At 40.7% G+C, this 24,319-nt stretch carries 20 protein-coding genes; all 20 read right to left on the bottom strand.

The window, feature by feature from the left end:
* Positions 1 to 43: 43 nt before the first annotated feature.
* Complete coding sequence (locus ACOVQQ_RS10470) at positions 44 to 1,381, bottom strand: O-antigen ligase family protein (RefSeq protein WP_421818144.1); 1,338 nt, start codon at positions 1,379 to 1,381, stop codon at positions 44 to 46.
* A complete protein-coding gene (locus ACOVQQ_RS10475; RefSeq protein ID WP_421818145.1) occupies positions 1,368 to 2,438 on the bottom strand; it encodes a glycosyltransferase in 1,071 nt (356 codons plus the stop codon). The genes ACOVQQ_RS10470 and ACOVQQ_RS10475 overlap by 14 nt, the downstream gene beginning before the upstream one ends.
* A complete protein-coding gene (locus ACOVQQ_RS10480; protein ID WP_421818146.1) occupies positions 2,416 to 3,546 on the bottom strand; it encodes a glycosyltransferase family 4 protein in 1,131 nt (376 codons plus the stop codon). Before ACOVQQ_RS10480 ends, ACOVQQ_RS10475 begins: the two co-directional genes overlap by 23 nt.
* A 5-nt stretch (positions 3,547 to 3,551) precedes the next feature.
* Positions 3,552 to 4,604 carry a glycosyltransferase family A protein gene (locus ACOVQQ_RS10485; protein WP_421818147.1) on the bottom strand — a complete coding sequence of 351 codons (1,053 nt, stop codon included), beginning with the start codon at positions 4,602 to 4,604 and terminating at the stop codon, positions 3,552 to 3,554.
* A 27-nt stretch (positions 4,605 to 4,631) separates the two neighbouring features.
* Entirely contained in the window at positions 4,632 to 5,867 is a 1,236-nt protein-coding gene (locus ACOVQQ_RS10490) for a hypothetical protein (protein ID WP_421818148.1), read from the bottom strand.
* 35 nt (positions 5,868 to 5,902) lie between these two features.
* Positions 5,903 to 7,438 (bottom strand): glycosyltransferase family 2 protein, encoded by a 1,536-nt coding sequence (locus ACOVQQ_RS10495; RefSeq protein WP_421818149.1) that lies wholly within the window; start codon positions 7,436 to 7,438, stop codon positions 5,903 to 5,905.
* Positions 7,419 to 8,585, bottom strand: coding sequence for a glycosyltransferase family 4 protein (locus tag ACOVQQ_RS10500; RefSeq protein WP_421818150.1), 1,167 nt, complete (start codon positions 8,583 to 8,585; stop codon positions 7,419 to 7,421). Before ACOVQQ_RS10500 ends, ACOVQQ_RS10495 begins: the two co-directional genes overlap by 20 nt.
* Positions 8,567 to 9,547, bottom strand: coding sequence for a class I SAM-dependent methyltransferase (locus ACOVQQ_RS10505; protein WP_421818151.1), 981 nt, complete (start codon positions 9,545 to 9,547; stop codon positions 8,567 to 8,569). The genes ACOVQQ_RS10500 and ACOVQQ_RS10505 overlap by 19 nt, the downstream gene beginning before the upstream one ends.
* Positions 9,548 to 9,882: 335 nt before the next feature.
* Positions 9,883 to 10,941, bottom strand: coding sequence for a glycosyltransferase family 4 protein (locus ACOVQQ_RS10510; RefSeq protein WP_421818152.1), 1,059 nt, complete (start codon positions 10,939 to 10,941; stop codon positions 9,883 to 9,885).
* Positions 10,938 to 12,659 carry a hypothetical protein gene (locus ACOVQQ_RS10515; RefSeq protein WP_421818153.1) on the bottom strand — a complete coding sequence of 574 codons (1,722 nt, stop codon included), beginning with the start codon at positions 12,657 to 12,659 and terminating at the stop codon, positions 10,938 to 10,940. Before ACOVQQ_RS10515 ends, ACOVQQ_RS10510 begins: the two co-directional genes overlap by 4 nt.
* Before the next feature lie 14 nt (positions 12,660 to 12,673).
* Positions 12,674 to 14,110: a hypothetical protein gene (locus tag ACOVQQ_RS10520; RefSeq protein ID WP_421818154.1), complete on the bottom strand. Its 1,437-nt coding sequence runs from the start codon at positions 14,108 to 14,110 to the stop codon at positions 12,674 to 12,676.
* Positions 14,111 to 14,158: 48 nt separating this feature from the next.
* The gene (locus ACOVQQ_RS10525; RefSeq protein ID WP_421818155.1) at positions 14,159 to 15,553 is read right to left on the bottom strand and encodes a hypothetical protein; all 1,395 of its coding nucleotides are present in this window, start codon (positions 15,551 to 15,553) and stop codon (positions 14,159 to 14,161) included.
* Positions 15,554 to 15,787: 234 nt separating this feature from the next.
* A complete protein-coding gene (locus ACOVQQ_RS10530) occupies positions 15,788 to 16,492 on the bottom strand; it encodes an FkbM family methyltransferase (RefSeq protein WP_421818156.1) in 705 nt (234 codons plus the stop codon).
* Complete coding sequence (locus ACOVQQ_RS10535; protein WP_421818157.1) at positions 16,489 to 17,466, bottom strand: glycosyltransferase family 10 domain-containing protein; 978 nt, start codon at positions 17,464 to 17,466, stop codon at positions 16,489 to 16,491. The genes ACOVQQ_RS10530 and ACOVQQ_RS10535 overlap by 4 nt, the downstream gene beginning before the upstream one ends.
* A 2-nt stretch (positions 17,467 to 17,468) precedes the next feature.
* Positions 17,469 to 18,332: a class I SAM-dependent methyltransferase gene (locus ACOVQQ_RS10540; RefSeq protein WP_421818158.1), complete on the bottom strand. Its 864-nt coding sequence runs from the start codon at positions 18,330 to 18,332 to the stop codon at positions 17,469 to 17,471.
* On the bottom strand, positions 18,329 to 19,192 hold the full coding sequence (locus ACOVQQ_RS10545) for an FkbM family methyltransferase (RefSeq protein ID WP_421818159.1): 864 nt from the start codon (positions 19,190 to 19,192) through the stop codon (positions 18,329 to 18,331). The genes ACOVQQ_RS10540 and ACOVQQ_RS10545 overlap by 4 nt, the downstream gene beginning before the upstream one ends.
* Complete coding sequence (gene asnB, locus ACOVQQ_RS10550) at positions 19,192 to 20,889, bottom strand: asparagine synthase (glutamine-hydrolyzing) (protein WP_421818160.1); 1,698 nt, start codon at positions 20,887 to 20,889, stop codon at positions 19,192 to 19,194. Before asnB ends, ACOVQQ_RS10545 begins: the two co-directional genes overlap by 1 nt.
* Positions 20,890 to 21,576, bottom strand: coding sequence for a cytidylyltransferase domain-containing protein (locus ACOVQQ_RS10555; RefSeq protein ID WP_421818161.1), 687 nt, complete (start codon positions 21,574 to 21,576; stop codon positions 20,890 to 20,892).
* Positions 21,576 to 22,730: a UDP-N-acetylglucosamine 2-epimerase gene (gene neuC / locus ACOVQQ_RS10560; RefSeq protein ID WP_421818162.1), complete on the bottom strand. Its 1,155-nt coding sequence runs from the start codon at positions 22,728 to 22,730 to the stop codon at positions 21,576 to 21,578. The genes ACOVQQ_RS10555 and neuC overlap by 1 nt, the downstream gene beginning before the upstream one ends.
* Positions 22,727 to 23,746: an N-acetylneuraminate synthase family protein gene (locus ACOVQQ_RS10565; protein ID WP_421818163.1), complete on the bottom strand. Its 1,020-nt coding sequence runs from the start codon at positions 23,744 to 23,746 to the stop codon at positions 22,727 to 22,729. Before ACOVQQ_RS10565 ends, neuC begins: the two co-directional genes overlap by 4 nt.
* Positions 23,747 to 24,319 lie beyond the last annotated feature (573 nt).

The raw sequence follows: 24,319 nt of genomic DNA on the forward strand, positions 1-24,319 counted from the left end.
AAATTACAAAACAACAGTTAAACTTTGGGTTAATGTAGTTTTTTTACGACACGTTTTTCTTCCTAATAAAGGGAATCTCGACATGCAGTAGTGCAAGAGAATAAACAAAAGCGGGCGCGGCGATACGCATAGCCGCGTGATTAATAGTTAGGGCCCAAAACAAGAGCAGCGGAACCATGAAAAAATTCTGCCTATTTCCCAGATGAAGTACAATCGGAGTTACGGCTAGCAGAATAAGAATGAGAATACCAAGGGAACCATGTTCTGCCAATAAGCGTGTTATCTCGTTGTGCGATGCTGCGTCGTTACCGGTTTCTTCCTTTCGAATTTCGATAGATTTCCCTACACCAACGCCTAATATAGGATTTTCATAAAATGCTTTTAACTCCGATTGCGCCAATTCTTCACGTCCGGTGAATTTACTTTCTTTAACTCGACCAAGAGCATCTTTGTTGGCGTAGCGATTTCCGATTAACCCCTTTGTTTGCAGTAACGAATAGCCCCAAATCCCAATACTTCCAATAATCATCCAAAACAATAGCCTGCTTATCTTTACTCGTGCATTAACATTCAAACGTATAAATAGGATAAGCATTACTGCTAAGATCATGGCAATGGCAGTAAAAACTCCTCCTCGCGAAAATGTTACGATGGCTCTAAAAATGACAATTGCTGCTAGACCAATATTCACCAGCATTACTTGTAAACTCGGTGATTTCAACAGCGCGCGATTAATGAGAATAAAAGTTCCTAAACCAAATACGGTAGAAACTTGATTGGGTCCGAAACCTCCGCTAAGTCGGCCATCGGAGTCGGTTCCTGAAACAATCTCGCGCACACTCGGATTGAACAGAATAACGTATGTTGTTAAGCTAATAATAGGCAGTAACAATGCGAGTAGAATATCTTGAAACTGATCGTAACTTACTTTGCGCTGGTAGGTATACAATCCACATAGACCTAAACAAATGGGACCACTAATTACAAAGGAAATGATTTTTCGTTGCTCCGTGTCTGGATTCAATACCACAAATGCGAGAATAAGTGAAGGAAGCAGCGCGAGCAGATAAATCCACATCGGAACTGCACTTTTGGAAAATCCGCGATAAAACATTCCGATAACGATTACTCCTATGACGCCGTATTTGCCGAACTCGTAGATGGGCACACCTTCTGTAGCACGCAAAAAAACCTCAATTCCAGTGATGTATGCAGCCGCGAGTAACGCTTCGTTGTTTCGATTCTGGTTTTTGATGACATAATACGCGCTTGCTAGCAATACCAAGATAGCCACCAACTTAGCCAACGGCAAAACCAACCAAATAGCAAACGCTAAGGCAATATGAATTCCGATTAGAGTATAGTACCTATTGTCTGTCATGCGTGTTTCCCAAAAGTCGTAAGTATGTCGATAAGACCGCTTCCGCAGAAAAGGTTCGATTTACTTCAACGTACAATCGTTCTCCAAAAATGGCTCTTTTATCTGGATTACGATACAAATATTCAATTTTATCCGCGAATTCCTTTGCGTTTCCATAGGGCACTACAAATCCGTTCACTTCCGACTGCACTATCGTTTCGCAAGCACCAACTTTGGTAACTACAACTGGTTTTGCCGCTAATCCATACTCAATTAATGCTAAAGGCAAGCCTTCAAATGAAGAGGTTAAGACCGCAATATCAGCTAGTTGTAATGCTAGTGATAGATCCGATTGATTTTCAAAAAAAACAACAGCTTCGGAGATATCTAGCTGTTTTACAGCGCTTCGTAATTGGCTATAATACTCAAGATCCGAAACTCGTCCGTACAACTGCCAGATAGCCTCTACTCCGCGTAATTTCAATTCTTTAGCAATCTGAAATAAAAATTCATGTCCTTTCTCTTTCCTAAAATTAGCTAGTACCAAAATTGTAAACTTAGAATCGGATCTCTGTAAGTTAAAAATCTCAGATTTAGGAACTACCGAAAAATTAGGTAAATAAAACGAGGGCAAATTTAAATTCTGGAAATTCCAAGCGGCAATTTGCTCATTAACCGCAATACAGAAATTTGCTTTAAAGGTTGCTAATCTATATTTCCATACTTTTCGTTGCTGTAACGAACCGAAATGGTCGTGAAAAATAAGCTGTACATCTGGAAACAGCACTTTTGCAAGACTACCAAAAAAAATAGATGTTCCGTGTGCATGAATGTGCGTAATGTGCTCATCTTTACAGATTCTGACTAAACGCTTTAATGCGCCAAAATCGAATACTCCTCGACGGTTTAAGAAATGATAACTCACATTGGTTGCAATGCTTTTCTTTAAGGCACCTTCCTTTCTTGTACTAACCAAAACCGATTTATCGATAAGCAGCGCTAATTCGTTGGCATATAAAACGGCCATTTTTTCCGCACCGCCAACATCTAAAGAATCAATTAATTGTAGTATTCGCATGGTGTATGACGGCTTTAATAGCATTTTCAAACGACTCTAAAGTATAGGAAATCGACCATTGTTGAGCTGCTTTGCTCATGGCAGCCATTTCACCTGATTGCAACAAAGTAATCAATTGCTCAGAATCTCGGATAACATCGCCAGTTAATAAAATTCCCCGCTTTCCGAAGTCGAGCATTTGTGGCACGCAAGAAACGGGAGTTATAACAGGAATACAACCCCAAAACATTGCCTCGGCAACTGCTTTTGGCCAACCCTCGCTCTGCGAAGGCAGAATCATAAAATGCGACTTTTGGTAAGCTGCTTTTAAATCCTCCTTTGAAACAGCACCAAAAAAATTACAAAACGAAAGTTTCTTTTCTAAAATTCGTTGTTTCAACGCATTTTCTAAATCTCCCGATCCGTAGAAATTCAATCGACAAGCGAGTCCTTGCTGCTGCAGGTTTTCGATTAATTCTAAAGCATAAAACGGATTTTTACCTGCCGTAATACCTCCCACAAACGAAAATTGTATCGGAAATTCTTCTCGGTTTGTGGTGGTTTCGAGCAGCTCTTGTTCACTGTATGTAGCTGTAAAAAATGGTTGAATATTGGTTGAATTGTCGGGCCAATCGCCATAAACCAAAACGCGCATATTTTTTGACCAAAATGTACTGTTTAAAATGGCGCGCTGGCATCGATAACTTTTGGGTTGATTGCTGTTTGGATCCCAATTACCGGCGTATTTTGCTGTTTTTTGCTTTCGCGGAAAGAAAACTTGTATGATACATGCTAGAAAGCCGATATTACCTGGGCAACGCAAATGAAAATGTGCTTTTTTTTGAAATTCGCGTGCAATGATGAACAAATTAAACGGCAGAAAAAAGAGTGCTGCTAACAAATTTGCCCATGAAGTAAAATCAAACGCTTTTAATTCTACGAAAGTGATTTTGGCGTGTTCGTATGGTGCATCGATAGCTGTAAAATGAGCCTTTGAAAGCGGAGCAACAACACGAATTTCATCGAAATACTTAAACCAAATATTCATTTCGGTTACGTACGGTCGATAGGCATATAGTTTATCGTTGTGTTTCACATGTGTCACATGCGTAAAAACCGTGAATCTCATGCGAGCTACTCTAACTTGGGTTTGTTCCCCAAAAGTACGTTAATCCAAGAAATTTTACGCCCTAAAAATTCAGTGAATGCTGCTTTGCGTTGTTTGGTATTGAGCACGTTTGTAAATCGGATATACATCAATAACAGTGTGATAACATGCCATTTGAACTTGTTTTTGAACGATGGATGCGGGTACTTGGTCCGCCAAACAAACCAGCCGTTTCGCACTACCATTTTGCCGTATTTATACTGATTTGGTCGACCTTGCACGTCGTGATGATGCTCTAACTGGGCTGCAGTATTCACAAACAGCTTTCCCAAATTTGATAATTGCAGGCAAAAATGTGCGTCTTCGTAAAGTCCGTAGCCTTCAAAATACTGTGAAAATTGCAGTTTTTTAAAAATCTCTTTTCGATATGAAGCTACACCTCCCATAAAAAAATTGACTTCATAAATTTTACCGTCGGGAGGTAAAAACGATATAGAACGCCCGTGACCATACTCGGGCATAAAGCCAGGCGGTAAATTGCTGTCGAGCCCTAGCCACTTTCTGGCTTTAAAGCGTAAACTTTCCAAACGTACATAACCGCCGTACTCAAAATAATTTGTTTTGGAATACGATTTATTTTCGGCAGGCCAACATGAGATTTCGTTGGTAATAAAACCGCCAACTCCCAATGCCTCAGGATACTGTGCGTATGTATTTAGAATTGCTTCGAAATAGGTCGGTGCTAAAACAGTATCGTCGTCTAAAAAGCATACAATTTCACTATTTGCCGCAACTCTTTCTATTCCAAAATTTCGCTGCTTAGTTAAACCTCGATTATTCTGGTCAACTAAAAAATAGCGCGTTTTAAGTGGAAAGTTATTGATCATCTCGGTCGTTTCTGTATTGGTAGATCCGTCTATGATCAATATTTCAGTAGGTAATCGCGTTTGTTTTTCTACAGACTGCAACAGCGTTTTCAAAGCCTTGCTTCGCATATAGGTGCAAACAATCAGGCTAAACGGAACCGAATCGCTTTCCTTTTGATTTTCTATTCCTATGAAAGGCTTAATGTGCTTCATTATTCGCAAGTCCTAAAAAAATAACAACTATAAAAATTGTCTTATAATATTCCAATTTCCGTAAATAGCTATAAGTACAATGAAAAGTACATTCGATAAAATAAGCACCGCAGCTTGTTTGTGGAATTGTTTTCGAAAAACCGACTCTATATGTAACGCAGCTAATAGCATCAGGGGCACCAGCCAACGCATTTCAACAAAACTGATAATTACAACAGCAAATGTTAGCACTCCTATAAAAACGGTTATTGAGAGTGCATTCGTCTGTAAATAACTGGATTTACGGAATGAAAAAATGGGCAGCACAAGTACCAGTAGCAATGTCAAACCGGTCTGACGCGTACCATCTTTCACGATATACAGAAAATCTTTACCCGCTTCGAGCAGCGTTAATTTAAAATCGAACGTTACCGCTTGAATCAAAGTTTTTGGTAATGAATTTTCTCCGTTTTCCGCTTTGTAGGCAGTTACATCTTCCCAACTAACATGAGTATAGTTCGGAATTTTACCTGAATTTACTGCTAACTGACTCAAGTACTGACGTTCAATCCAATTTACGCCCAATTTTGGATCAGGCTCTTTATTATCGTAAAGTACTTTCCCATTATTGAAAATACTAACAGCATTCAATGTCAAAAAAAGTAAAAGTAAACCTGTAGCTGCAAAAACGTCGTTCCTCGAAAATTTTAAGCGATTCCAAAAGAAAAAACCGAATAAAACTGTGAGTACAGGTAGGTACATGACAAAAAGTGGTCGAATACAAATTGCTGTCGCCAGTGCAGTTAAACCAAAACCCGAGAGTTTCTGTTTGCTATCGATGGCCATGTACAGCCGGTGTAATCCGATAAACAAGAAAAACTGAAATAGTAAGTCGTTGGTACCCACGTCGAGTGTTGCAGCTGTAAAGAAAGGGAGCAACCAAAAAACGCGGCTGTAAAACGATCGGCAATTTGCAAAAACATAGGCAATAAATACTACTGCTAATACGGCATTAAAAACGCGATTACCTTCAAAGGTTCCGAAAAGATAAGCGAAAGGTAAACTAAGAATATGATAAAAGACGCTAAATCCATTGTTTTGTGTTAGTGTAATTTCGCCGTTCAAAAGTTGTTCGGCATTCTGTGCGAAAAGTCCAGAATCTCCAGATTGTAGTGGCAGTTGACTGTAGTAATAGAGTCGAAATAACGCATAACTGGCAACTATAGCAGCAACTGTACATTTAAACCACTTGTTTTTTAGTATGTGCTCTGCTGAATTGACCATAGAAAGGAGTTTGAGGAGAAAATTATGAAAATGACTCAGTTTGTTTTTCTTTCTGCCAACCGGTTTGCATAGTACAACGACTCTTTAAACTGCAGGAATTTATATGGCAAATTTAATACCCGCAGGGGAAATTTAAGTTTGTTGCCAGAAATGAGATAATGTACCATATACTTGATCTTATATTCCCGCAATTCGGTAGCCGAAAATTGTTTGACGATACCGTACATTATTGTCGGACTGGGCACTGGTTTTATTCTGCCCACAGGTTTTCCTAATTCCCAAGGTTGAGCTTTTCGTGCTTTTCCAGATTTTTTTGCTTGCAATCCCCAATAGCGATAACCGCCTTGAGGGGGTTTTAAGTGTAGATTTACAGCAAACGGATTATGTAAAACCGAAATTCCCAACTTAGTTATCGAAAAACCAAAATCGCTGTCTTCGCCGTAACCGCCATCAAAGTTCACGTCGTTTCCACCCAATCGATTTACTACCGCTCGCAATACACATGAATTAGCGTTACTAAAACACGATGTTGCCCCAGCGCGCACTCCATTTTCTTGCTCGTACTTCTGTAATTTCTGCTCGAGATCATGTAAATCTTGCTGCTGATGATCGGCTCTGATATCTAAACCATTGCAGGCTTCGGCGCCATAAGTTTTAAGAAAGCTCAAATGAGATTCTATGAAAGTGTTCGGAATGCGAATATCATCGTCGCCAAAAATGATATACTCGCCGGTACACAAATCAATAGCTTCGTTGCGAGCCCTACAACTTCCTTTTGATTGCTGCTGTTTTGCAATCAGCTTAAACGGATAATTTTCTTGCGGATAAGCCACAGCCACATCTAGATTTGGGGTAGCATCAATCACGATCACTTCGGTTGGCAATACGCTTTGCTTGCTTAAATCGTCGAGTAAATTCCGTGTAAAATCTTGTCGCATCATCGTCGGAATGATATAACTAACCGATGGATACTCTTTAAGTTTTGCTAAAGGTCGCGCTGGAATTCCTTGCCTGATTGACTTGACTTTGAAGTTACGTGTTTTCCAAAAAGCATAAACCTCTTTTGGATTCCATAAACCGCAACGAAAGAGCATAAAAACACTGTGCGAAGTTTTAAAATTCTTTTTAAAAAATTGGTACCGATCGTAGGCTGAAAGGGTTGGTTGGAGGTACAAATTCGCAGGAAACAGATCGTCTATATGCTTAGGTATTCCGCCCAAATAGCGCAATAAACGATAGGAAAAATCGAATGCTGCAACCAACGGATTACCGTATTCAGAATCGAAGCCACCTAATTGTTCCCATACGGCTTTGCGCACGACAAATGCCTCGGGATTACAGCGCCAAGAAATGCAATCTGAAAGATTTTCAAAATCTTTGATATACCAAAACTGTACTGAGGATTGATAGATAACTTCTGGGAATGCGTTACGCAAACCTTGCTGAAGTCCGCTGTGCCATAAATCGCCTTCCGATTTGGATAAATCTTCCAAACGCGACAAATCGGGCTGTCCGCAATACAACAGCACTTCGCCGTTTACCGTGATATACTCATTTAGTTTTAGCTGCATATTTTTGAATAACAATCCGATAATGATCTAAATTTTGTTTGGCAATATCTTGAATGTCAAATTTTTTGAGAGCTGCTGCTCGTGCCGCGGTACCAAAACGCGTCCGAAGGTCTGGATTTTCAAGTAAATCACAAATTCGATTGGCAAATTCGGAGTGATTTTTTGGATGTACTAAATAACCTTCCACTCCATCAGTAATCATTTCAGTAGCCCAACCGATATTCGAGGCGACAATTGCTTTTTCTTGAAACATTGCTTCCATCCAAGCCATGGGAAGTGCTTCGGCAAAAGAAGGGAAAACGCAAACGCTCGACTGCGCAAGTGCCTCGGTAATTTCATTTGGATTTAAAGTTCCTCGAAAAACCACATTCGGAACGGCTTCCCGTTCAAAAACAGACTGGAGTATTGATTTGGTAGAAATTCCTTCAAAAACATCAATGCTATCGTTTCCTGCCAACCAAAGTTCGGCATTAGGTATCCGACTTTGAACCTGTTTAAAAATCTGTGGCAGCTCTAAAACTCCCTTTTTTCTAATCAGAGAACCGAAGTAAAAAACGACCGATCGCTGCGGATTGCTTCGACTAACTTGCAAAGGAACAGCGCCGTTGAAAATTCTGGTAAAAGAAAAAGAACAATCGAATACCTTTTGTGTGAATTCTCCACAAAATCGACTTACCGCTACGATACTGTTTGCCGAAAGCAGCGCTCTTTTTTCGCGGTAATTGTTGAACACTTTAGGTTTTCTTTTATCAAGTGCGCAAAAGTACGTATCAGAACCGTGAATTTTTACCACAACTGGACAGGAAACAGGTAAAAACGCCGACGGGCCTGTCCAATCTGGAGCTTCAATTATATTGATTTCATTTGAAGAAATTAATCGTTGAAGAACCCGTTGTAATTTTATTTGTCGGAAAAAATACGACAGTCCCGGCAGTCGTAAGTGCTTCACAACCACTAGTCGCATTCCTAAATAATCGCGCTCAGAATCTTCATACTGGCCGTAAATTACTACTGTAACTGCAATGCCTTGCTCTTTTAAAGCTATACCTAGGTTTTTAATACTGCTCCCTAAGCCGCCGCACTTTCCGAATTCTGGCAACGGAAATTCCGGAGTTAAAAACGCAACTTTTACTCGATTTTCTGCCATATCGCAGCTACATTTCGACCATTTAGACTCCCTTTAGCGGCCCATTCGTCTTCCATTGGAATTAAATCTGCCGGCAAATCATGTTTTAATACACCGTAAAAAGCATAGCTTCGATGTGTGATGAGTTGAAAGTTTGTTAACACGGTCTTCAATTCCTTCATAGAAATGCCACCATAACCACTCTCGGATATTTGTATGTCGGTAACCTTCCACAAATCATCGGCGGTTAGTCGCTTTCTAATTACCTTTTCTCTCAATAAATCATCGTTAATTCGATCAATGTATGTTTTTCTACCCAGCATTCTATTCAATTGGTTCCGCCATTTTTTGGGTAGAAAGTGTTTTATGGAACTTGAGTGAACCGCTTGTTGCTGCATTCGAGATTTGAGTAATAGCTCGCGCTCCATTCGCTCTGGGTCGCTGTCGCTATCTTTGTTTGGGTCTTGTAAGTGAATAAAAATACCTCCTGGTCGCAGCAGCGATTCAATATTCTTCAAAAAAGTATGAAGATTAGGAATATGGTGCAAAACGCTCGAAAGCATGACAGCATCAAACTTTCCGGTAAAATCGGGCAGTTGCTCGTGGATTATTTGAACTTGCTGCGACCAATTTTTACTTTTCGCTTTGGCTCTTTCCAGCATTTGCGCAGAAGTATCGAACAACGTAATTTTTTGGCAGTTTTGTGCTAGGCTAGTTTTTAAAAACATTTGCGTAGCCAGCGCAGTTCCGCAGCCAAAATCGAGCAGCGATACAATCTTATTGTCTCTCATTTTAAGCTCGGTATCGTTTGCTAAAAAATCAAATTGTTCTTGCAAACTCTCTAGCATATCTGCATGCAATTCATCATAATGAACTGCTTCGTGATCATGAAAAACAACATTAACTCTATTGTGGAATTCTTGTAAACTGAGAAGACTCTGTGCTTTCTTATAAATTGGTAAAATTGGATTAAGTTCATCCATATCGTTCACACATCTAAAAATCCTTAAATCTTGCTTATAAACTTCTGAACTGCTAAAGTAAAACTTTATGAAGGAGCAAATCCGATGAATTTGTGTTTTTTTCTATGGATTTGGTTCAGCCGAAGAATCTACTGCGGTGTTCATAAGTGTTGCAGCATTGTTACGTCTCTATCATCGAGGTAATTTTTATGGGAAATGTTAGTTGTTTAAAGTTCTAAAAAAGAAAAAGCATTTTTTCCGAATCGATCACAAAAATGAATGTGCAAGTCGATTATGAGACGAGCAATTAACATAGCCACAATAGACTTATTTACGCCGACCAAGCTCGCGACCACTTATTGCAGTAACTTCAAATAATTTTGAACCATATTTTCTAAAGAAAAATGCTTGCGAATCGTTTCGCTTACATTCGAATCTAAAACAATAGATCCGCGCCATAACTTCTCCAAAGCAATTACCCAAGCATTAACGTTCTTCGCGGGAAGAATTAATCCGTTTTTTCCGTGATGTACCGCTTCTTTATTACCTCCAACCGGCGTTGTAATAACGGGAACATTAGCGGCTAAACTTTCTAATATACTCAAGCTAAAACACTCCATATGAGTAGGTTGTAGTAAGTAATCGTAATTTGCTAATTGTTGCTTGACGGTTGGAGAATTACCTCGAAAATTGAAATTTTGTCTTACTTCAAATCGATCGCAAAGTTGAAACAGCACTTCTTCGTACGGTCCGGATCCAAAAACATCAATTTGAAGTTCTTTCTTGATGTTGTCATCTAAAAGTGAGACGGCTGCAATAAGATCTTGAATGCCCTTTGTTTCACGCAAGTGCGAAACCACAACAAATTTAGGTTTTACGGTATTTCGCTCTGATCTAACTTGAATATCTGCTGCGATGATTCCATTATAAATACAGGTTGTACGATCTCGTATCACACAGCCAAAATCGGCAATGAGCTCTTTTACTGTGTAGTTAGAAACTCCAACGAATCGATCGATATAACAACCATATAACAAGCCTTTTACACGCTTTTCAATTCGCTTTTTAAACGGGTAACCTCCAAGCGGTCTCGGATTGTGATCTACCGCTATGAAGTTCTTTCTAACAAGCGGTCGAGCCATCTTATAAAAAGGGGTACATAACTCGAGAAAGTGTGTAAAAACGTAATCAAACTGTTGGTTGTAGCTCAAAAAGCTGTCTTCAACCGATAAACCTTCGCTCGAAACAATATGCAAGTTGCTGTATTGTCCGTGCTCGCTGTTGTTCGGAAAGAACCACACCGGATTCCAACCTAATTTCTTCGCTTCATAGTCGAACTTCCAAAAAAAATAGTCCATCCCACCCACCCGATCGGGGAGCAAACGATACGCACATAGGATCGCTAATTTTTTCATTTTAGTAGGTAAAGGGTAGTTCCGTTCAGCAAAATTGCCGACTCCGGTTTAATTCTAACTGCAAGATACGACGGTAATTCGTGGGGCTGACAGTCGGTAAATAAAAATCTAAAAGGAAAAGCCTTAAGAAAACGCTCTTCAATATTTTCAGAATGATTCATTTGGTGTTGTTTTCTCCAAATTGAAATAGCACTGTTCTTCGAAGAAAAATCGAAAACAGAAAGTTCCAGCGCTCGTATATTAACAACATCTAATCTAGCATTAGCGTACAATAAAATGTCCGCTCCGCGCTGATTGAAATTTTCATTGTAATTGTCGAATGTTTGTTTGTAATACGTCACGCCAATGGGAAAATCGACTTCGGAAATTTGTTTTTTAAATCTATTCACAGTAGATTCATCTGTGTTCCAAATAGATTGACAGTTATAAAAACCCACTGAAAACTGCTGTTGAATAAATCCAACCAGCGCGATAGCTATGAATGCGTATTGAAACAGTTGCTGATGTCGTTCGCTAACAACTAAAAGAAGAATTAATACTGCTGCGAAAACAGGACCCAACAGATTTAAATAGAATTGATAGGAATTTGGAGTCGGAAAAACTAGGATTCCCAATAACATTCCCGAAATTAGGATCATTAAAGGCCAAACAAAAATCGCCAAACGCATTTTTCTTCGAAGAAATAGGAGCACTAACACGAGATAGCTTCCTATAACTAAGCCTCCATTTCTTCCGACATCAATCAAAACTTCTTGCAATGCCTTATAAATTTCACTAGCTGAATTTAAAATAACCGTTGGTGCAGTTGTATAAAACGCTGTTTGATCGTCTTGATAGCAGTAATAAAACAATCCGAAATACAAAATCGATAAAAATACGGCAGTAGTGAGCCAATAATTTTTCAAATAGAACTTATAATCGAATATCATCCATAAAAAAACTACCCCATAAACAGGAAACGTAGTTTGCATAAGTAAGGGAAGCAGAGCTAAATAAACAACCGAAGTGTTTTCTTTCCAACCGTGCTTGTAAATAGAACAGAATAAACGCAAAAAGACGATGTAGTAAATCCATAGTTTATGGTAGCTTGAAACTGAAATGAGCGCTAATTTCTCATCGCGTAACAACCACGAAGTAAAGTAATCTGCCAAAAAGAAATTGACGAGAATCGCTGATACAAACAACAAAATTTGGGAAGAGTACTGCGACTTAAACAATTTAAAAAAAGTAAACGAAACCGCAGTGAAAATTAAAGGTCTGTAAACTAGCTGTACTGACTCTAAATCGGCAATCGGCAAAAACTTATTTAAAACAGCTAAAATCCATGTGTCGACGCTGCGATACGGAACAGCGAAACTCGTATTTTCAAGGATGAAGTGCTTGGCATTCAAATAATTCTCTACACCAAATTCGTTAAAGTATGATGCAATTTTAGCGTAAAAATGATAATCCGGATGAGGCATATCAACACCTAACGAATGCCAATCAAAAACAGCTAAAAAATTAAGACAAAAAATAGCTGCAAATAGCTTGCAAAAAAGAAGTAATTCGCCAGCTGTCTGCGCTTTTGAATCCTTAAAGAAAAAATAAACCAACAGCGGAAGTAAACCCAAAGCAATCGTTTTTCCTGTCGTAACGACAGTGGCGAACACCATTAAAAAAAACAGCGCGTAGAATTCGAGAGGTCTCGATTTTGCTAAGATTACAACTGATTTCATAACAAACCTTTTTCCTACTCTTTTGACTTTAATGAAGCGTCCTTTTGCGCTAGAGCATACAATTCTTCCGTTATCCGAGAGTTTACCTGCTCCAGCGGAAAACCTATTTGCAAATCAACAAACGATTTCCGCAGCGCCGACTTGTCGTCTCCATGCAACAACAACCGATTAATTGCTTCTAAGTACTGCTTTTCATCGGTGACAATATGACTCGCTTTCAACTCGACCAATGGAATCAAATGTCGAAACTTCAAATATTTTTGATCGTCCCAATAGCCGTTGTTTCCATTCCCAAAAACCGGATTTATAACCGGCTTGTCAAACAAAAAGGAGTCAATAGTAATCGTTGATAACACATTTATGGTGAACGCTGCGTGGGTTAAAATCGATTTTAAATCACACAAATCTTGAAAACTTGGCACGCGCTGCGACCAACTTTCAGTGAAAGGCGTTTTTGTCACTTTCCAGTCGGGATAGTTCCACTTAAAGAACGGATATTTTTCGGCAACTGCTGCAAAACGTCCCGGAACTTCTGCCGGAGAAGTACGCACCAAAACATTCACTGCTCGAACAAGCTTAGCTGCTTCAATAAACGAACCCAAAAAATCAAGGTAAACCGGATCGTTTTTGATGGTCGAGTCGTTACAGGTATACACAATTAGTGGTAAATCCGGATTTAAATTGAACTTTCGAAATAACGCCTCTCGCTCGCTCGTAAATCGACTATCTATAAAAGGAACAAATTGCGGCGTTCCTACAATGGAAATTTGCTGCTCGGTAATTCGAGGATAAAATTCCAGTAATTCGGCTTTCATCAACGAACTCCAAACCAGATAATGCGAGAACGACCCAGCCATCCTGCCTTTTGACGCCAAATTATCCCACGAAAAAACAAAAGTTGCAGTGGGCAAATCAAGCGATTTCGCAACTTTTAATAATGGCGCAATGATCGGCGGTCGCTGATGCGTAAAAAATAAAACATCCGGGCGGGTGCGCAGTAAAATCTCGCGATATTCCTCCAAGATAGGCTGCCCAATAAAACTATTGTACTGCAAATGCTCGGCACCCAACACAACTCCTTCACTATGAAAAATTTTAGAAATCAAATAAATACAGCGATTAACGATTCCTTTCGGACTCCAAGCCGTTGATCGTGTGCGCTGCAAACTGTTGCGAATACCAAAATTGTGTTTGGCGTGCCGCTGCATGTGCGCTACTTCCTTAAACTTGCGAAACATCCACGTTAAAAACCGCTCGTCTGAGGAGCGCAAAGGAACAATTTCAACTCGATCCGGGACTGTGGGATAAACCTCGAGGGGCAAAAAACTTAAAATCACAACGCGGTCAAATACCAGTAATGCTTCGGAGACAAAATCATTAATAATGAAATTGCGGAAGCCTACGCCATCAGTAATTACCAATCCAAGAGTGCGTTTGTAGTAGTTTTGCATCAAAACGAATATACGTTCATTTTCGTTGTAAATGCAAACGATTTGAACTTATTCGAATTCGTACAAAGTCTTTACAATCGTTTTATTAACAGCGCTTAACGGTACGGTTATCTGTAAGTCTACAAAAGACTTTCGCGCTGCCGCCTTATCATCGCCGCCAGAAAGTAAAAAATTGATAGCCGTTAAGTATTGGTCGGCATCTTTAACAATCAAACTCGCATTTGCACGCTCGAGAATTTCTAAATGTCTGAATTTTAAAAACTTCTGATCATTCCACAAACCATTGCTTCCCATTCCAAAAACCGGGTTTATCACGGGCTTATCAAAAATAAACGAATCGATGGTGATGGTCGAAAGTACATTGATCGTAAATGCCGCATACTGCAACATCGACTTCAAATCGGATATATCTTCGTGCGTGGGTGTGCGCTGTGCCCAGGTTTCAGTGCCCGAATTTGAAGCCAGTATCCATTTCGGATCGTTCCATTTTAAAAACGGATATTTTTCCCGTATCGCCGCAAAACGCAACGGATCTTCAGCCGGCGAGGTGCGAACTAAAACCGAAACTTCTTGCGTTAATTGCTTATTCTCAATAAACTGCGCCAAAACATCCAAGTAATGCGGATCGTTGCGGCTACTCGAATCATTACAGGTAAAAACGACCAAAGGCAAATCCGGATTCAAATCGAATTTCTTGAAAAAATCTGCCCGTTCCTGACCAAACGATTCGGTCACAAAAGGAACAAACTGCGGCGTTCCAACCACGTGCACATGCGCATTTGAAACCGAATCGTAAAATTCCAACAAATCGGATTTCATCAAATTACTCCAAACTAAATACCGATCAAAACTACCCGCCATTCGACCCTTAGACGCCAAATTATCCCACGAAAAAATAAACGTTGATGTTATGATGTTCAGATCTTTAGCACATTTTATTATCGGAGCAATAAACGGCGGACGCTGGTGTGTAAAAAACAATACATCAACCGGATTGTCTAGCAACAACTTGCGGTAAAACGCCATAGCCGACTGCCCGTAAAAAGTAGCGTATTGCAAACGCTCGGCCAGTAGAATAATCCGCTCGCTATGCAAAAAACGCGTGAGATGATAAATCAGCGGATTTAGCAAGCCTTGCACATTCCACTCCAAAGCGCGCATCAGTTGTAAATTGTCGTTTATACCAAAGTTTCCCGCTGCAAATTTCTGCATATGAGCCACTTCCTTAAATTTTCTAAAAAACCAGGAAATGGTGCGCTCGGGCATGGTATCTAGAGGAACAACACGAACATTAGCAGGAAATTTCGGATACACCTCAGCAGGGAGGAAACTAAAAATCACAATTTCTTTAAAAGAGGTAACAGCTTCCGAAATAAAATCGTTAATGATGAAATTTCGAAAGCCAACACCGTCGGTAATCACAATCCCAAGTCGCTCGCGCATCGTAAAGTGTTTTCACCGCAAAGAAAATGCAAAATCTGCCGCGCTGTATGCCTCGGCTCGAAAATTAAACGAATTTAAATCGATAAAAATGCTGATTAGTTTTTGGGCGTTCCGGTGCCAAACAATCGTTCTTCAATGAAAAATCTTCCAGGCACCGTCAGGCCATCCGCTATATATTTTGCCTACGTACCTCCGGCAAAAGGATGTCGCTGCTGTCCTTAACGCAAAAAATCGTTACCCAAAAAGTCGTCTCAAAATCGAAGCTTTTTTCATATGAAACTTCCATTTGAACAAACGAAACTTCATAGCTGCATTCCACTCAGACTGCAAAACATAAACGTTATCGGTATCTAAAGTAAATACTTTCAGATAATTAAGTTCTTTCAAAAACTCCAAAACCCGATTATCTTGGTAGTTGTTCTCAATCACTAAAACACTGATATGCTGTTTCTCAAAAGCAATTCCTTTTAGTACTTCAAGTTCGTTTCCTTCCGTATCAATGCTCATAAAATCGACAGTTTTATGACTGTCTACTAAACTAGAAAGTGGCTTTACTGCAATTTCTAGTTCGATGACCGACCCGCCGCGTTTCTCTAATTCGCGCGCAATTCGTTCTTTGTGCTCTGCCACATAAAAATCGGTGAAACCACTTAACATTTCTGCATAACCCGATATGGAGGTAAAACGCAAAACACCCTCGACAGCACCTAAACCGCAATTTTCGCAGCGAACTTGTCGTGCCGTCTTCAACTTGTCGAACACCTGCGGATTCGGTTCCACGCAAATACCGTCCCAACTCCTGTAAAACTCAAAAAAAGCGCTATTGCTGTAGGTTAAACCGTCGTGAGCTCCTACATCAACGAAAAAACCGCCTTTCTGTTTGGCAAAAACAACCTCATCTAAAAACCAATCTTGCTCAAATTGAGAATGATAGGTCATAACTTCCTACTTTTAGTTATTGCATACCATTTGTACTGCAAGCGTACCCAAATTTTCTGCAACCTGATGCTTAGCGGAATATTGTCGAAATACGCCGAGCCGCCGGGAATTTCTACACGCTGCGGAACATTCGGCTGCTTTTCCGACGCCAAAATAGCTTCCATTTTATCTACTAAAAACGGAAATAGTTGGTGCTTGTTTAAAACATCAGTGCGCGCCTCGATGATGTAAGGCAATCGCTTTTCCCAAGTTTGATCATCAACAATCGATTGCAAATCCGACAATAAAGTTTTCGATCGCGGATTCAAACGCACATACGATAACGGATGAAAATAGGCATCTATATCAGTTGCGCCAAAGTAAATGGGTAAACAATAACTCAAAAAAGCATCAGCGATTTTCTCGGTCCAGTAGCCGCTGTGTGCGTAATTTTCAAAAGCAATCACGTATTTAGCTGATTTAAACACCGTGTACTTATCGTCTATAGGTTGAATTCCCCTTCCGTAAATCTTCACAAAACTGTTTTGCAATTGCGCCACGACTTTCATGCGCAAATAATGCCCACTCGACAAATTTAAACTACTCGTTACCCAAACCACCTCGTTTGTCTTGTGCAAATCTTCGGGTTTAGTTTGCTGTAAGGTATCATAATTGACATCAATGTGCCAAGGCAAAGCACCGTGCGAAAACGTAATTTGCGGATGCTTAATTTGTCCGAACCTATGCGCAACTTTTTTGTTTCCGAATTGTCGATATCCGGCTATTTCATTTGGTGGTTCCTGAGATATATGAATTATCCGATTGGGCGGCACATCGGTGCTAATAGGTGCCTTAGGCTGATCGAGAATTACTAAAAAATCGCAGGGGTTTGCGTCGTCTTCTGTAAAGATAAACCTGCCCCAACAAAATGCTTCATTGGGCGTTTGTCTCTTAATGTCTGGGTAGGTGAAATATCTCGAAATCCGAACCAACATTTTTAAGAAGCTTTAGTAAGTACAATAAGCTGACTTCTCGCAAACGTATCATTTAAGTACTTTGGTAAATACCGTTCTAAGCGAAATGCGAAACGTCTGAATTTTCGATCAAACGAACCCGAAGGTAAGAGCCTGTGAAATTTCTGAATGGCTCCAATACAATAAATATCGACTTTTGAAAAGTATTGCAAACCTGAATTCCGATAATGTTCCGAGGAGTTTGGACGCTCAGGATGCGGATCGGCTTCCTCCCATGCTTTAAAGGCTTTTCGCTGTAAACTCGACGGCCGTCCGGAAACAGGTATCATAAAACGTAACTTATCGAGCCACAAACTATTAATGGCCGGCTCGAAAAAGCGCGCTTGTCCACCTGGTTTTAACAACCGAGCCGTTTTTTCAAGAAATTGTCGTTCTAAATCTAATGTCAGATGGTGCAAAAACGCCTTTCCAACTACAAAATCAAACGAAGCTTCTTCTTTAGTGTCGTATTGTAAAAAATCGCCAAAAACGTAAGTTATAGGTTTTGGAAGCACTCCCGATGCATTGAGTTCGGCAATAATGCGCCCCGGTTCATCGGAAATATCGTTTGCAACCACTTCAGCGCCAAGCATGGTCATAATTGCGGCGTTTAAACAATCGCCACAACCCATTTCAAGCACGCGTTTTCCTTTCAATTGTTTTCTAAAATCGTTGAGATAAAAACCTTTCCAACTCGTGTCGGTTTGGGTAGTATCGTCTAAAAATGCTTCAAATCGCTGAAGTACTTTTACCATTTTTGCGCCCGATGTACTGCTGTACAGCGCATCGTATTGCGATTTATTTTTCTCTAGCGTTTTCTCGCTGTTGGTCGAATCTTCCGATTTCATAAAATAAGCTGCTGGTTGTAGGCAATGGTTAACTCGCCGTCGCTGAAATATCCGAAATTGTATTGATCTAAAACATCGAGAATAGTTTGTTTTTCGATCACATCTTCATGTATTTCGATAGCGAGTACTTTAGTTTTTGCAAGAAAGGTGAGATCTGATTTCTGTGTATTAAACACCTCTGCTTCTGCACCTTCAATATCAATTTTAAGGATATCGATTATTGGCCACTTCAATCGGTTTTGAAGATCCGAAATGCTAATACCATGCAAACCTGTATCGGTGGTAGTTTCCTGAACACTCTTAGCCCAATGATTTCCATCGCCGTAAGAACTATTTACCTCTAAAAAAGTATCGCTACTCCAAATGCCGCTCTTAAACAAATGTGCGTCGGTCAGATTATTCTCGCTAAAGTTCTGTTCAATAAACTTAAAATTTTCAGTATCCGGCTCAACGATACAGATTTTTATATTGGGAACAGCCGCCTTAAAAAAAATCGATGTTAATCCAATATTTCCCCCGCAATCTAGGAAGCATTCCGGCTCTTGATTGAAATTCTTACGAAAAGCCTCTAACGTCGACTTATATTGCTCGTCTTTAAATACTTGAGTGAAAACTTTATAATCGCTCGACGGAAAATGTCGTAAGCTAACAACGGCGTTCTTCGATTGAAATTGAATGGTAATTGCTTCAGAATCATATCTTAAAACCTTACCCGAATAGCGTTCTAAATCACAGAATAACGTATAAAGCTGCTTCTGACTTTTAGCTATCTCTGCACCAAAAAGTCGTCGAACGAAATACTTACAAATCTCAAACTGGAATGTAAACGGGAGAAAAATAAAATTTGAAAATCTCTTCATTAGGGGAATAACAATTCTGCCGAGCTAATATACTGCCAAATATGAAAACTACTTTGATTTTGACCTTTGAAAAAAAGTTCGAGCTCGGTTTCAAGCGCTTTGGATTCAAAAAAATCATGCTTTTTCAAAACCGAAGTTTTATCCAAAACCCACGATTTCAATTCTCGGCTAAGCCATTCGCGCTGTGGCGTTTGTAACGGTCTTTTTGGCGCAGAAACGATCTCGCTATTCAAGTATTTTGTAGCAATTTGTCGGAGTAACCACTTTTGTGTTCCGTCTTTAATTTTAAAATTATCGGGTTGCGCAAACACATATTCAACGAGTCGGTAATCCAAAAAAGGTTCACGCAGTTCAGTGCCGTATAACATCGAAACTCGGTCGTTGAATCGCAGCGCGCGTGGCAATTTTGTCGAAAACAGATCGCGATACTGCACGTTTTTTAGTCGCGATTCAAATTTCAACTCCAGCTCGGGTTCAATTCCTAACGTACTAAACTCGGCATTTAAAACTTGCTTTTTAAACGGATTGACTGTTGTTCCCTGTACCACCGAATTCTCCGACTTTAAGTAATAATCATATCCCGCCCAAGCTTCGTCGGCTCCTTGCCCATCAAGCAGTACTTTCACATCAATTGAACGGGCGTAATCGAAAATTTTGGCGTAAGCTAAGGTTGGCAATCCGCCAAAAGGCTCTAACTGATGTGCGGAGATCTTCTCAAATAAATCCGGAACTTCTTGATGCGTAATCGGGACGACATGCAGTGGAAAATCGGTTTTTGCCAACATAGCCCTAACCCACTGCAACTCATCGTAACGTGTATCGTTGCAGATAAACGTAAAAGCATTAATCTGACTCTGGTTAAAATCCTGTGCTTTGATTAAGCTGAGTAATGTGCTCGAATCAACGCCTCCGCTTAAATTAAAACCAACAGCCACATCGGCTCGAAATCGCAAACGCGTGGCATCTAGTAAAAGTTGTTCTACAATTTCGCTGACCTCAGCTTCAGCCTTAAGTTTTATCTCTGAAATTCGCGCAGTAAAATCATACCAGCGCGTAACTTCTAGCTTCTGATTTTGGTATAGTAACCTACTGCCAGCCGGTAATTGCCTGATATCCGCCCAAAAAGTTTCGTCGGGCGCACCGTAAGAGCCGTACATCAAGTAAGCACTCCAAACGGAATTGTTGGCTTGTTTTGGAACACCCGCTTCAAAAATCGGTTTTATTTCCGAAGCAAAAAGGAACAAATCAGCAGCCAAATAATAATAAAATGGTTTTACTCCGAATCGATCGCGTGCGGCAAAAAGACTTTTCGTTTCTCCATCGTAAATAGCAAAAGCGAACATGCCATTGAGGTGTTCGGTTACTTCAGCGCCAAATTTTTGGTAAGCGGCCAGCAGCACTTCGGTATCGCTCTGCGTTCGGAACGAAAACTCGTGCGCCAATTGCTGTTTAAGCTCAACATAGTTGTAAATCTCTCCGTTAAAAACGATCGTATATCGACCGCACGAACTTTCAAACGGCTGATTGGCTGCATCGGACAAATCGAGAATGCTCAGCCGATTGTGACCGAGAAATCCGTTTTCAGCAACCTGCTTTACGGCGGTAAAATCTGGTCCGCGGTGTTTTTGTGCTTCCAACATCCGTTTTAAGGTAGGTTGTTGCGCCGCCGATCCGAATATGCCAGCTATTCCGCACATTTAAAGCGATTTAAGTAGTTGTTCGGCCAGTTCCCAATCGGCAGGAGTATCGAGATTTATATGCGGTAAACCATCGGTCGCTACGAGTTCAATCGTATCGCCGTAAAAAGTACCCGATTTTAAAACTGCGGTTTTGGTAAGATATATCGCTCCATCGCGGTGAAACGCCGGACGAAGTAGCTGTCTTTGTTTCGGAAATTCGGAAATTCCAGTGGCTATTTTTGCACCGTTTTCGGTTGGAAACAAAACCCAATCGGGATGAAATTCGTGTGGTACACTTCTTACAGAAAGTAGCGTGTCACAACCAACTTCTTTAAATTTCGCGACTGCGGCTTGAATCAAGGCAACGGAGCGCAACGGAGCTGTGGGCTGCAGCAAACACACGGCGTCAAAAAAACGATTTTGTTCGGCGTAAGCTTCCAGCACATGTTGCACAACGGCTATCGAACTCGCCGAATCTGTTGCGTATGCAGCCGGACGTAAAAATGGAATCTGTGCGCCGTATTTCTTTGCAACTTCGGCAATCGATTCGTCTTCCGTACTTACCATAACTTCTGCGAAGCAATTGGCTTGTAAGGCTGCTTCGATGCTGTAGGCTATTAATGGCTTGCCTTGAAGCAACTTTACGTTCTTGCGTGGAATTCCTTTCGAACCACCGCGTGCCGGTATTAGTGCAAGGATTTCCATTAATAGGTTATTGTTTTATGGAAACGCAAATCTACTGTTCGCAGCAAATTCGCAATTTGTACACCCGCATTTCCCTCGCCGTATAAATGCGATGACCCGAGCGACTTATTTGCTATTTGTTGATTGATGGCTCGAACGATTTCTTCTTCTTGGTAATCGATATCGACAACGTTTGCTGCGCGATCACGACGGTTCTGACGTGTTCCAATATTTACCACGGGCACACCTAAAAACGAAGCTTCGCGAATACCGACGCTCGAATTTCCGATGAGTACTTGTGCATTGGCGAGCAAGCGGAGGAAGTCGGTTCCGTCCATATTCTTAAAAAAGTGCACGTTTTCGAGTGTATGATGTTCCCGGAATGCACGAATACCAGTCGACGTACCGTCGGCACCAGCATCTATATTTGGCCAAAACCACAGCGTTGGCTTATTGATTTGTTTAATTGCCAACAAGGTTTGTTCTACGTGCCGGCGCGACTCTTTATATTCGGTTGTTACGGGATGTTGCATAACCACCAAATAGCCGTTTGACAAATCGGGTTTAGCTCCTACTCCACCGTATTTTTGATATGGATCAAAATCGAGTTGTGGATTCTCCAAGACTTTAGCGGCAATATCGATCGACGGACAGCCCGTATTAAATACAAAATCCGGATTTTCGCCCAATTTGATGACACGTTCCTTCGCGCCTTCCGACGCAACAAAATGATAATCAGCTAATTTAGTGATTGCATGACGCACTTTCTCGTCGATGTTTCCTGTAACTTCGCCTCCTTGTATATGCGCCAAAGGAATATTCATATAGGAAGCAGAAATAGCTGTAGCGATTGTCTCGAAACGATCGGCGATCGAGACAACGATATCGGGTTTCAGATTATCAAAAACTGTACTTAATTCTAAAATTCCGATTCCTGTAGTTTTTGCTGCTGCAGTAAGATTTTCGCCTTCCAACACATTAAAAACACGCGCTGTAACTTCAAAACCATCGGCTTCGATACGTTCAACGGCATTTCCGTAGCGATCGAGTAAAGCCGATGCAGCTACGATAAGCTGTAACTCGACATCCGGTGCGTTTTTAAGAGCCGTAAGTACGGTTTTTACGCGACTATAGGATGGCCGTGCGGTGATAACAACAGCTATTTTACGTTTCATGCAATATCATTCTCAGTTAAAAAATCCCATTGTTTTAACGGGCGAAGCAGTTTTTTACCAATAACCTGTTTATAATCGGCGGCGGGAATACCGCAATTTGCTGGCTTTTTACTTTCTAAATCGGATTCTTGTAGAACAGCTCCTTGTTCTAAATCGCGATTTACCGCCAAACTTTTGCCAAAGAGTGTTTTTAAACTATTGAAATCAGCCGTATGGTTCTTGACAACCGGATTTTGCAAAGCTTCGTACACATCATTCGCGCCAGCGATTAGCTGCTTTACTTCTGGAAAAGTTAACGAAGCTCTTGCATCTGGTCCGAAAAGTTCTTTGTCGAAAACCACATGAAATTCGAGTATTTCGGCACCAAGAGCAACGGCAGCGATACCAGTACTCGATTTTGCAGAATGATCGGAAAAGCCAATTGGTATTTGGTATCGCGACTTCATTTCGGCAAGCACATTAAAACCGTATTCGGTTGGTTTCGTCGGATACGCTGTTGTACATTGCAGCAAAGCCAGCGGTGTATTGCGACTTTTAAACAACGAAACTGCGGTGTCGAGCTCGGTAAAATCACTCATCCCAGAAGATAGAATTACGGGCGTTCCGGTTTTTGCAATCGCTTCGAGCATCAACAAATTGCTCAATTCTCCGGAACCAATTTTATAGGCTTTAAGTCCTAGTTTTTCGAGCATTTTTACAGCGGCGACACTAAAAGGCGACACGATAAAATCGAGTCCGGCGGCCTCCACATGAGCTTTAATGCCTTGCCATTGTTCGAAAGTAAACTCCATGCGTTTCCAGTAATCAAAACGCGTGGCATCTTCGTAGGAGAACTTCGTGCGAAAAGTTTCGGCTTCGCTACTTTCAGCTTCAGCGATATGCAGCTGAAATTTGATGGCATGCGCGCCCGTTTTTGCAACGGCATCGATATAGGAATGTAAAATCCCGAGGCTGCCTTCGTGCGCTTGCGCAATCTCGGCGATATAGTAAGGAAATTGTCTCAAAAACATCTGCATAAAAGTAGCGTAAATTTAAAATACCTCACAAAAACTAGCAGTAATTTGAGGGTAATTCCATGTAATTCTGCACAAATTTAAATCACTGGAATTTTATGTCGCATAAATGGCACTTATTTACAGTCGTTCTCGGGCTACATACTAGGGGGGAATGAGCAAGATTTCGTAACGTGAGCTTTGCTAACAATTATAGTTCGCTTTCTAGTTTGTTTTATTTGGGCAGCATTTCCGGCTTTCGGCTGTATATTTTTATTCCGCGAAGCTCCATAAAAAGGATGTCGCCTCTATCCGGGCTGCGAAAATCGTTACCTTTAAAATGAGTGCAGATTTTTAGGAATTTATTACTTCACGTAGCGTTTTATTTGAGACACTAGAAGCTAGACATGAGTCCCGATAGCTATCGGGATCGCGACGTTCACCATTTTACGTATCATGTTCCCACCCTAACCCGCAGTTCGTCGGTAGGTGCCTGAGCTTGTCGAAGGCGTAAATTTGATGCGTTCACCACTTGACGTGTCTTTTTCGGGAAGCTAGAAGCTAGACACGAGTCCCGATAGCTATCGGGATAGACTT

The sequence above is a fragment of the Flavobacterium sp. genome (assembly GCF_049240005.1).
GTDB lineage: Bacteria > Bacteroidota > Bacteroidia > Flavobacteriales > Flavobacteriaceae > Flavobacterium.

Excerpts from the sequence above, each read along its gene's own strand:
- ACOVQQ_RS10515 (WP_421818153.1), bottom strand. The coding sequence starts at position 12,659 with ATGAAATCAGTTGTAATCTTAGCAAAATCGAGACCTCTCGAATTCTAC.
- asnB (WP_421818160.1), bottom strand. The coding sequence starts at position 20,889 with ATGTGCGGAATAGCTGGCATATTCGGATCGGCGGCGCAACAACCTACC.
- ACOVQQ_RS10485 (WP_421818147.1), bottom strand. The coding sequence starts at position 4,604 with ATGAAGCACATTAAGCCTTTCATAGGAATAGAAAATCAAAAGGAAAGC.
- ACOVQQ_RS10525 (WP_421818155.1), bottom strand. The coding sequence starts at position 15,553 with ATGCGCGAGCGACTTGGGATTGTGATTACCGACGGTGTTGGCTTTCGA.
- ACOVQQ_RS10555 (WP_421818161.1), bottom strand. The coding sequence starts at position 21,576 with ATGGAAATCCTTGCACTAATACCGGCACGCGGTGGTTCGAAAGGAATT.
- ACOVQQ_RS10540 (WP_421818158.1), bottom strand. The coding sequence starts at position 18,332 with ATGAAATCGGAAGATTCGACCAACAGCGAGAAAACGCTAGAGAAAAAT.
- ACOVQQ_RS10470 (WP_421818144.1), bottom strand. The coding sequence starts at position 1,381 with ATGACAGACAATAGGTACTATACTCTAATCGGAATTCATATTGCCTTA.
- neuC (WP_421818162.1), bottom strand. The coding sequence starts at position 22,730 with ATGAAACGTAAAATAGCTGTTGTTATCACCGCACGGCCATCCTATAGT.
- ACOVQQ_RS10520 (WP_421818154.1), bottom strand. The coding sequence starts at position 14,110 with ATGCAAAACTACTACAAACGCACTCTTGGATTGGTAATTACTGATGGC.
- ACOVQQ_RS10490 (WP_421818148.1), bottom strand. The coding sequence starts at position 5,867 with ATGGTCAATTCAGCAGAGCACATACTAAAAAACAAGTGGTTTAAATGT.
- ACOVQQ_RS10530 (WP_421818156.1), bottom strand. The coding sequence starts at position 16,492 with ATGACCTATCATTCTCAATTTGAGCAAGATTGGTTTTTAGATGAGGTT.
- ACOVQQ_RS10545 (WP_421818159.1), bottom strand. The coding sequence starts at position 19,192 with ATGAAGAGATTTTCAAATTTTATTTTTCTCCCGTTTACATTCCAGTTT.
- ACOVQQ_RS10505 (WP_421818151.1), bottom strand. The coding sequence starts at position 9,547 with ATGGATGAACTTAATCCAATTTTACCAATTTATAAGAAAGCACAGAGT.
- ACOVQQ_RS10480 (WP_421818146.1), bottom strand. The coding sequence starts at position 3,546 with ATGAGATTCACGGTTTTTACGCATGTGACACATGTGAAACACAACGAT.
- ACOVQQ_RS10565 (WP_421818163.1), bottom strand. The coding sequence starts at position 23,746 with ATGCAGATGTTTTTGAGACAATTTCCTTACTATATCGCCGAGATTGCG.
- ACOVQQ_RS10535 (WP_421818157.1), bottom strand. The coding sequence starts at position 17,466 with ATGTTGGTTCGGATTTCGAGATATTTCACCTACCCAGACATTAAGAGA.
- ACOVQQ_RS10510 (WP_421818152.1), bottom strand. The coding sequence starts at position 10,941 with ATGAAAAAATTAGCGATCCTATGTGCGTATCGTTTGCTCCCCGATCGG.
- ACOVQQ_RS10500 (WP_421818150.1), bottom strand. The coding sequence starts at position 8,585 with ATGGCAGAAAATCGAGTAAAAGTTGCGTTTTTAACTCCGGAATTTCCG.
- ACOVQQ_RS10495 (WP_421818149.1), bottom strand. The coding sequence starts at position 7,438 with ATGCAGCTAAAACTAAATGAGTATATCACGGTAAACGGCGAAGTGCTG.
- ACOVQQ_RS10475 (WP_421818145.1), bottom strand. The coding sequence starts at position 2,438 with ATGCGAATACTACAATTAATTGATTCTTTAGATGTTGGCGGTGCGGAA.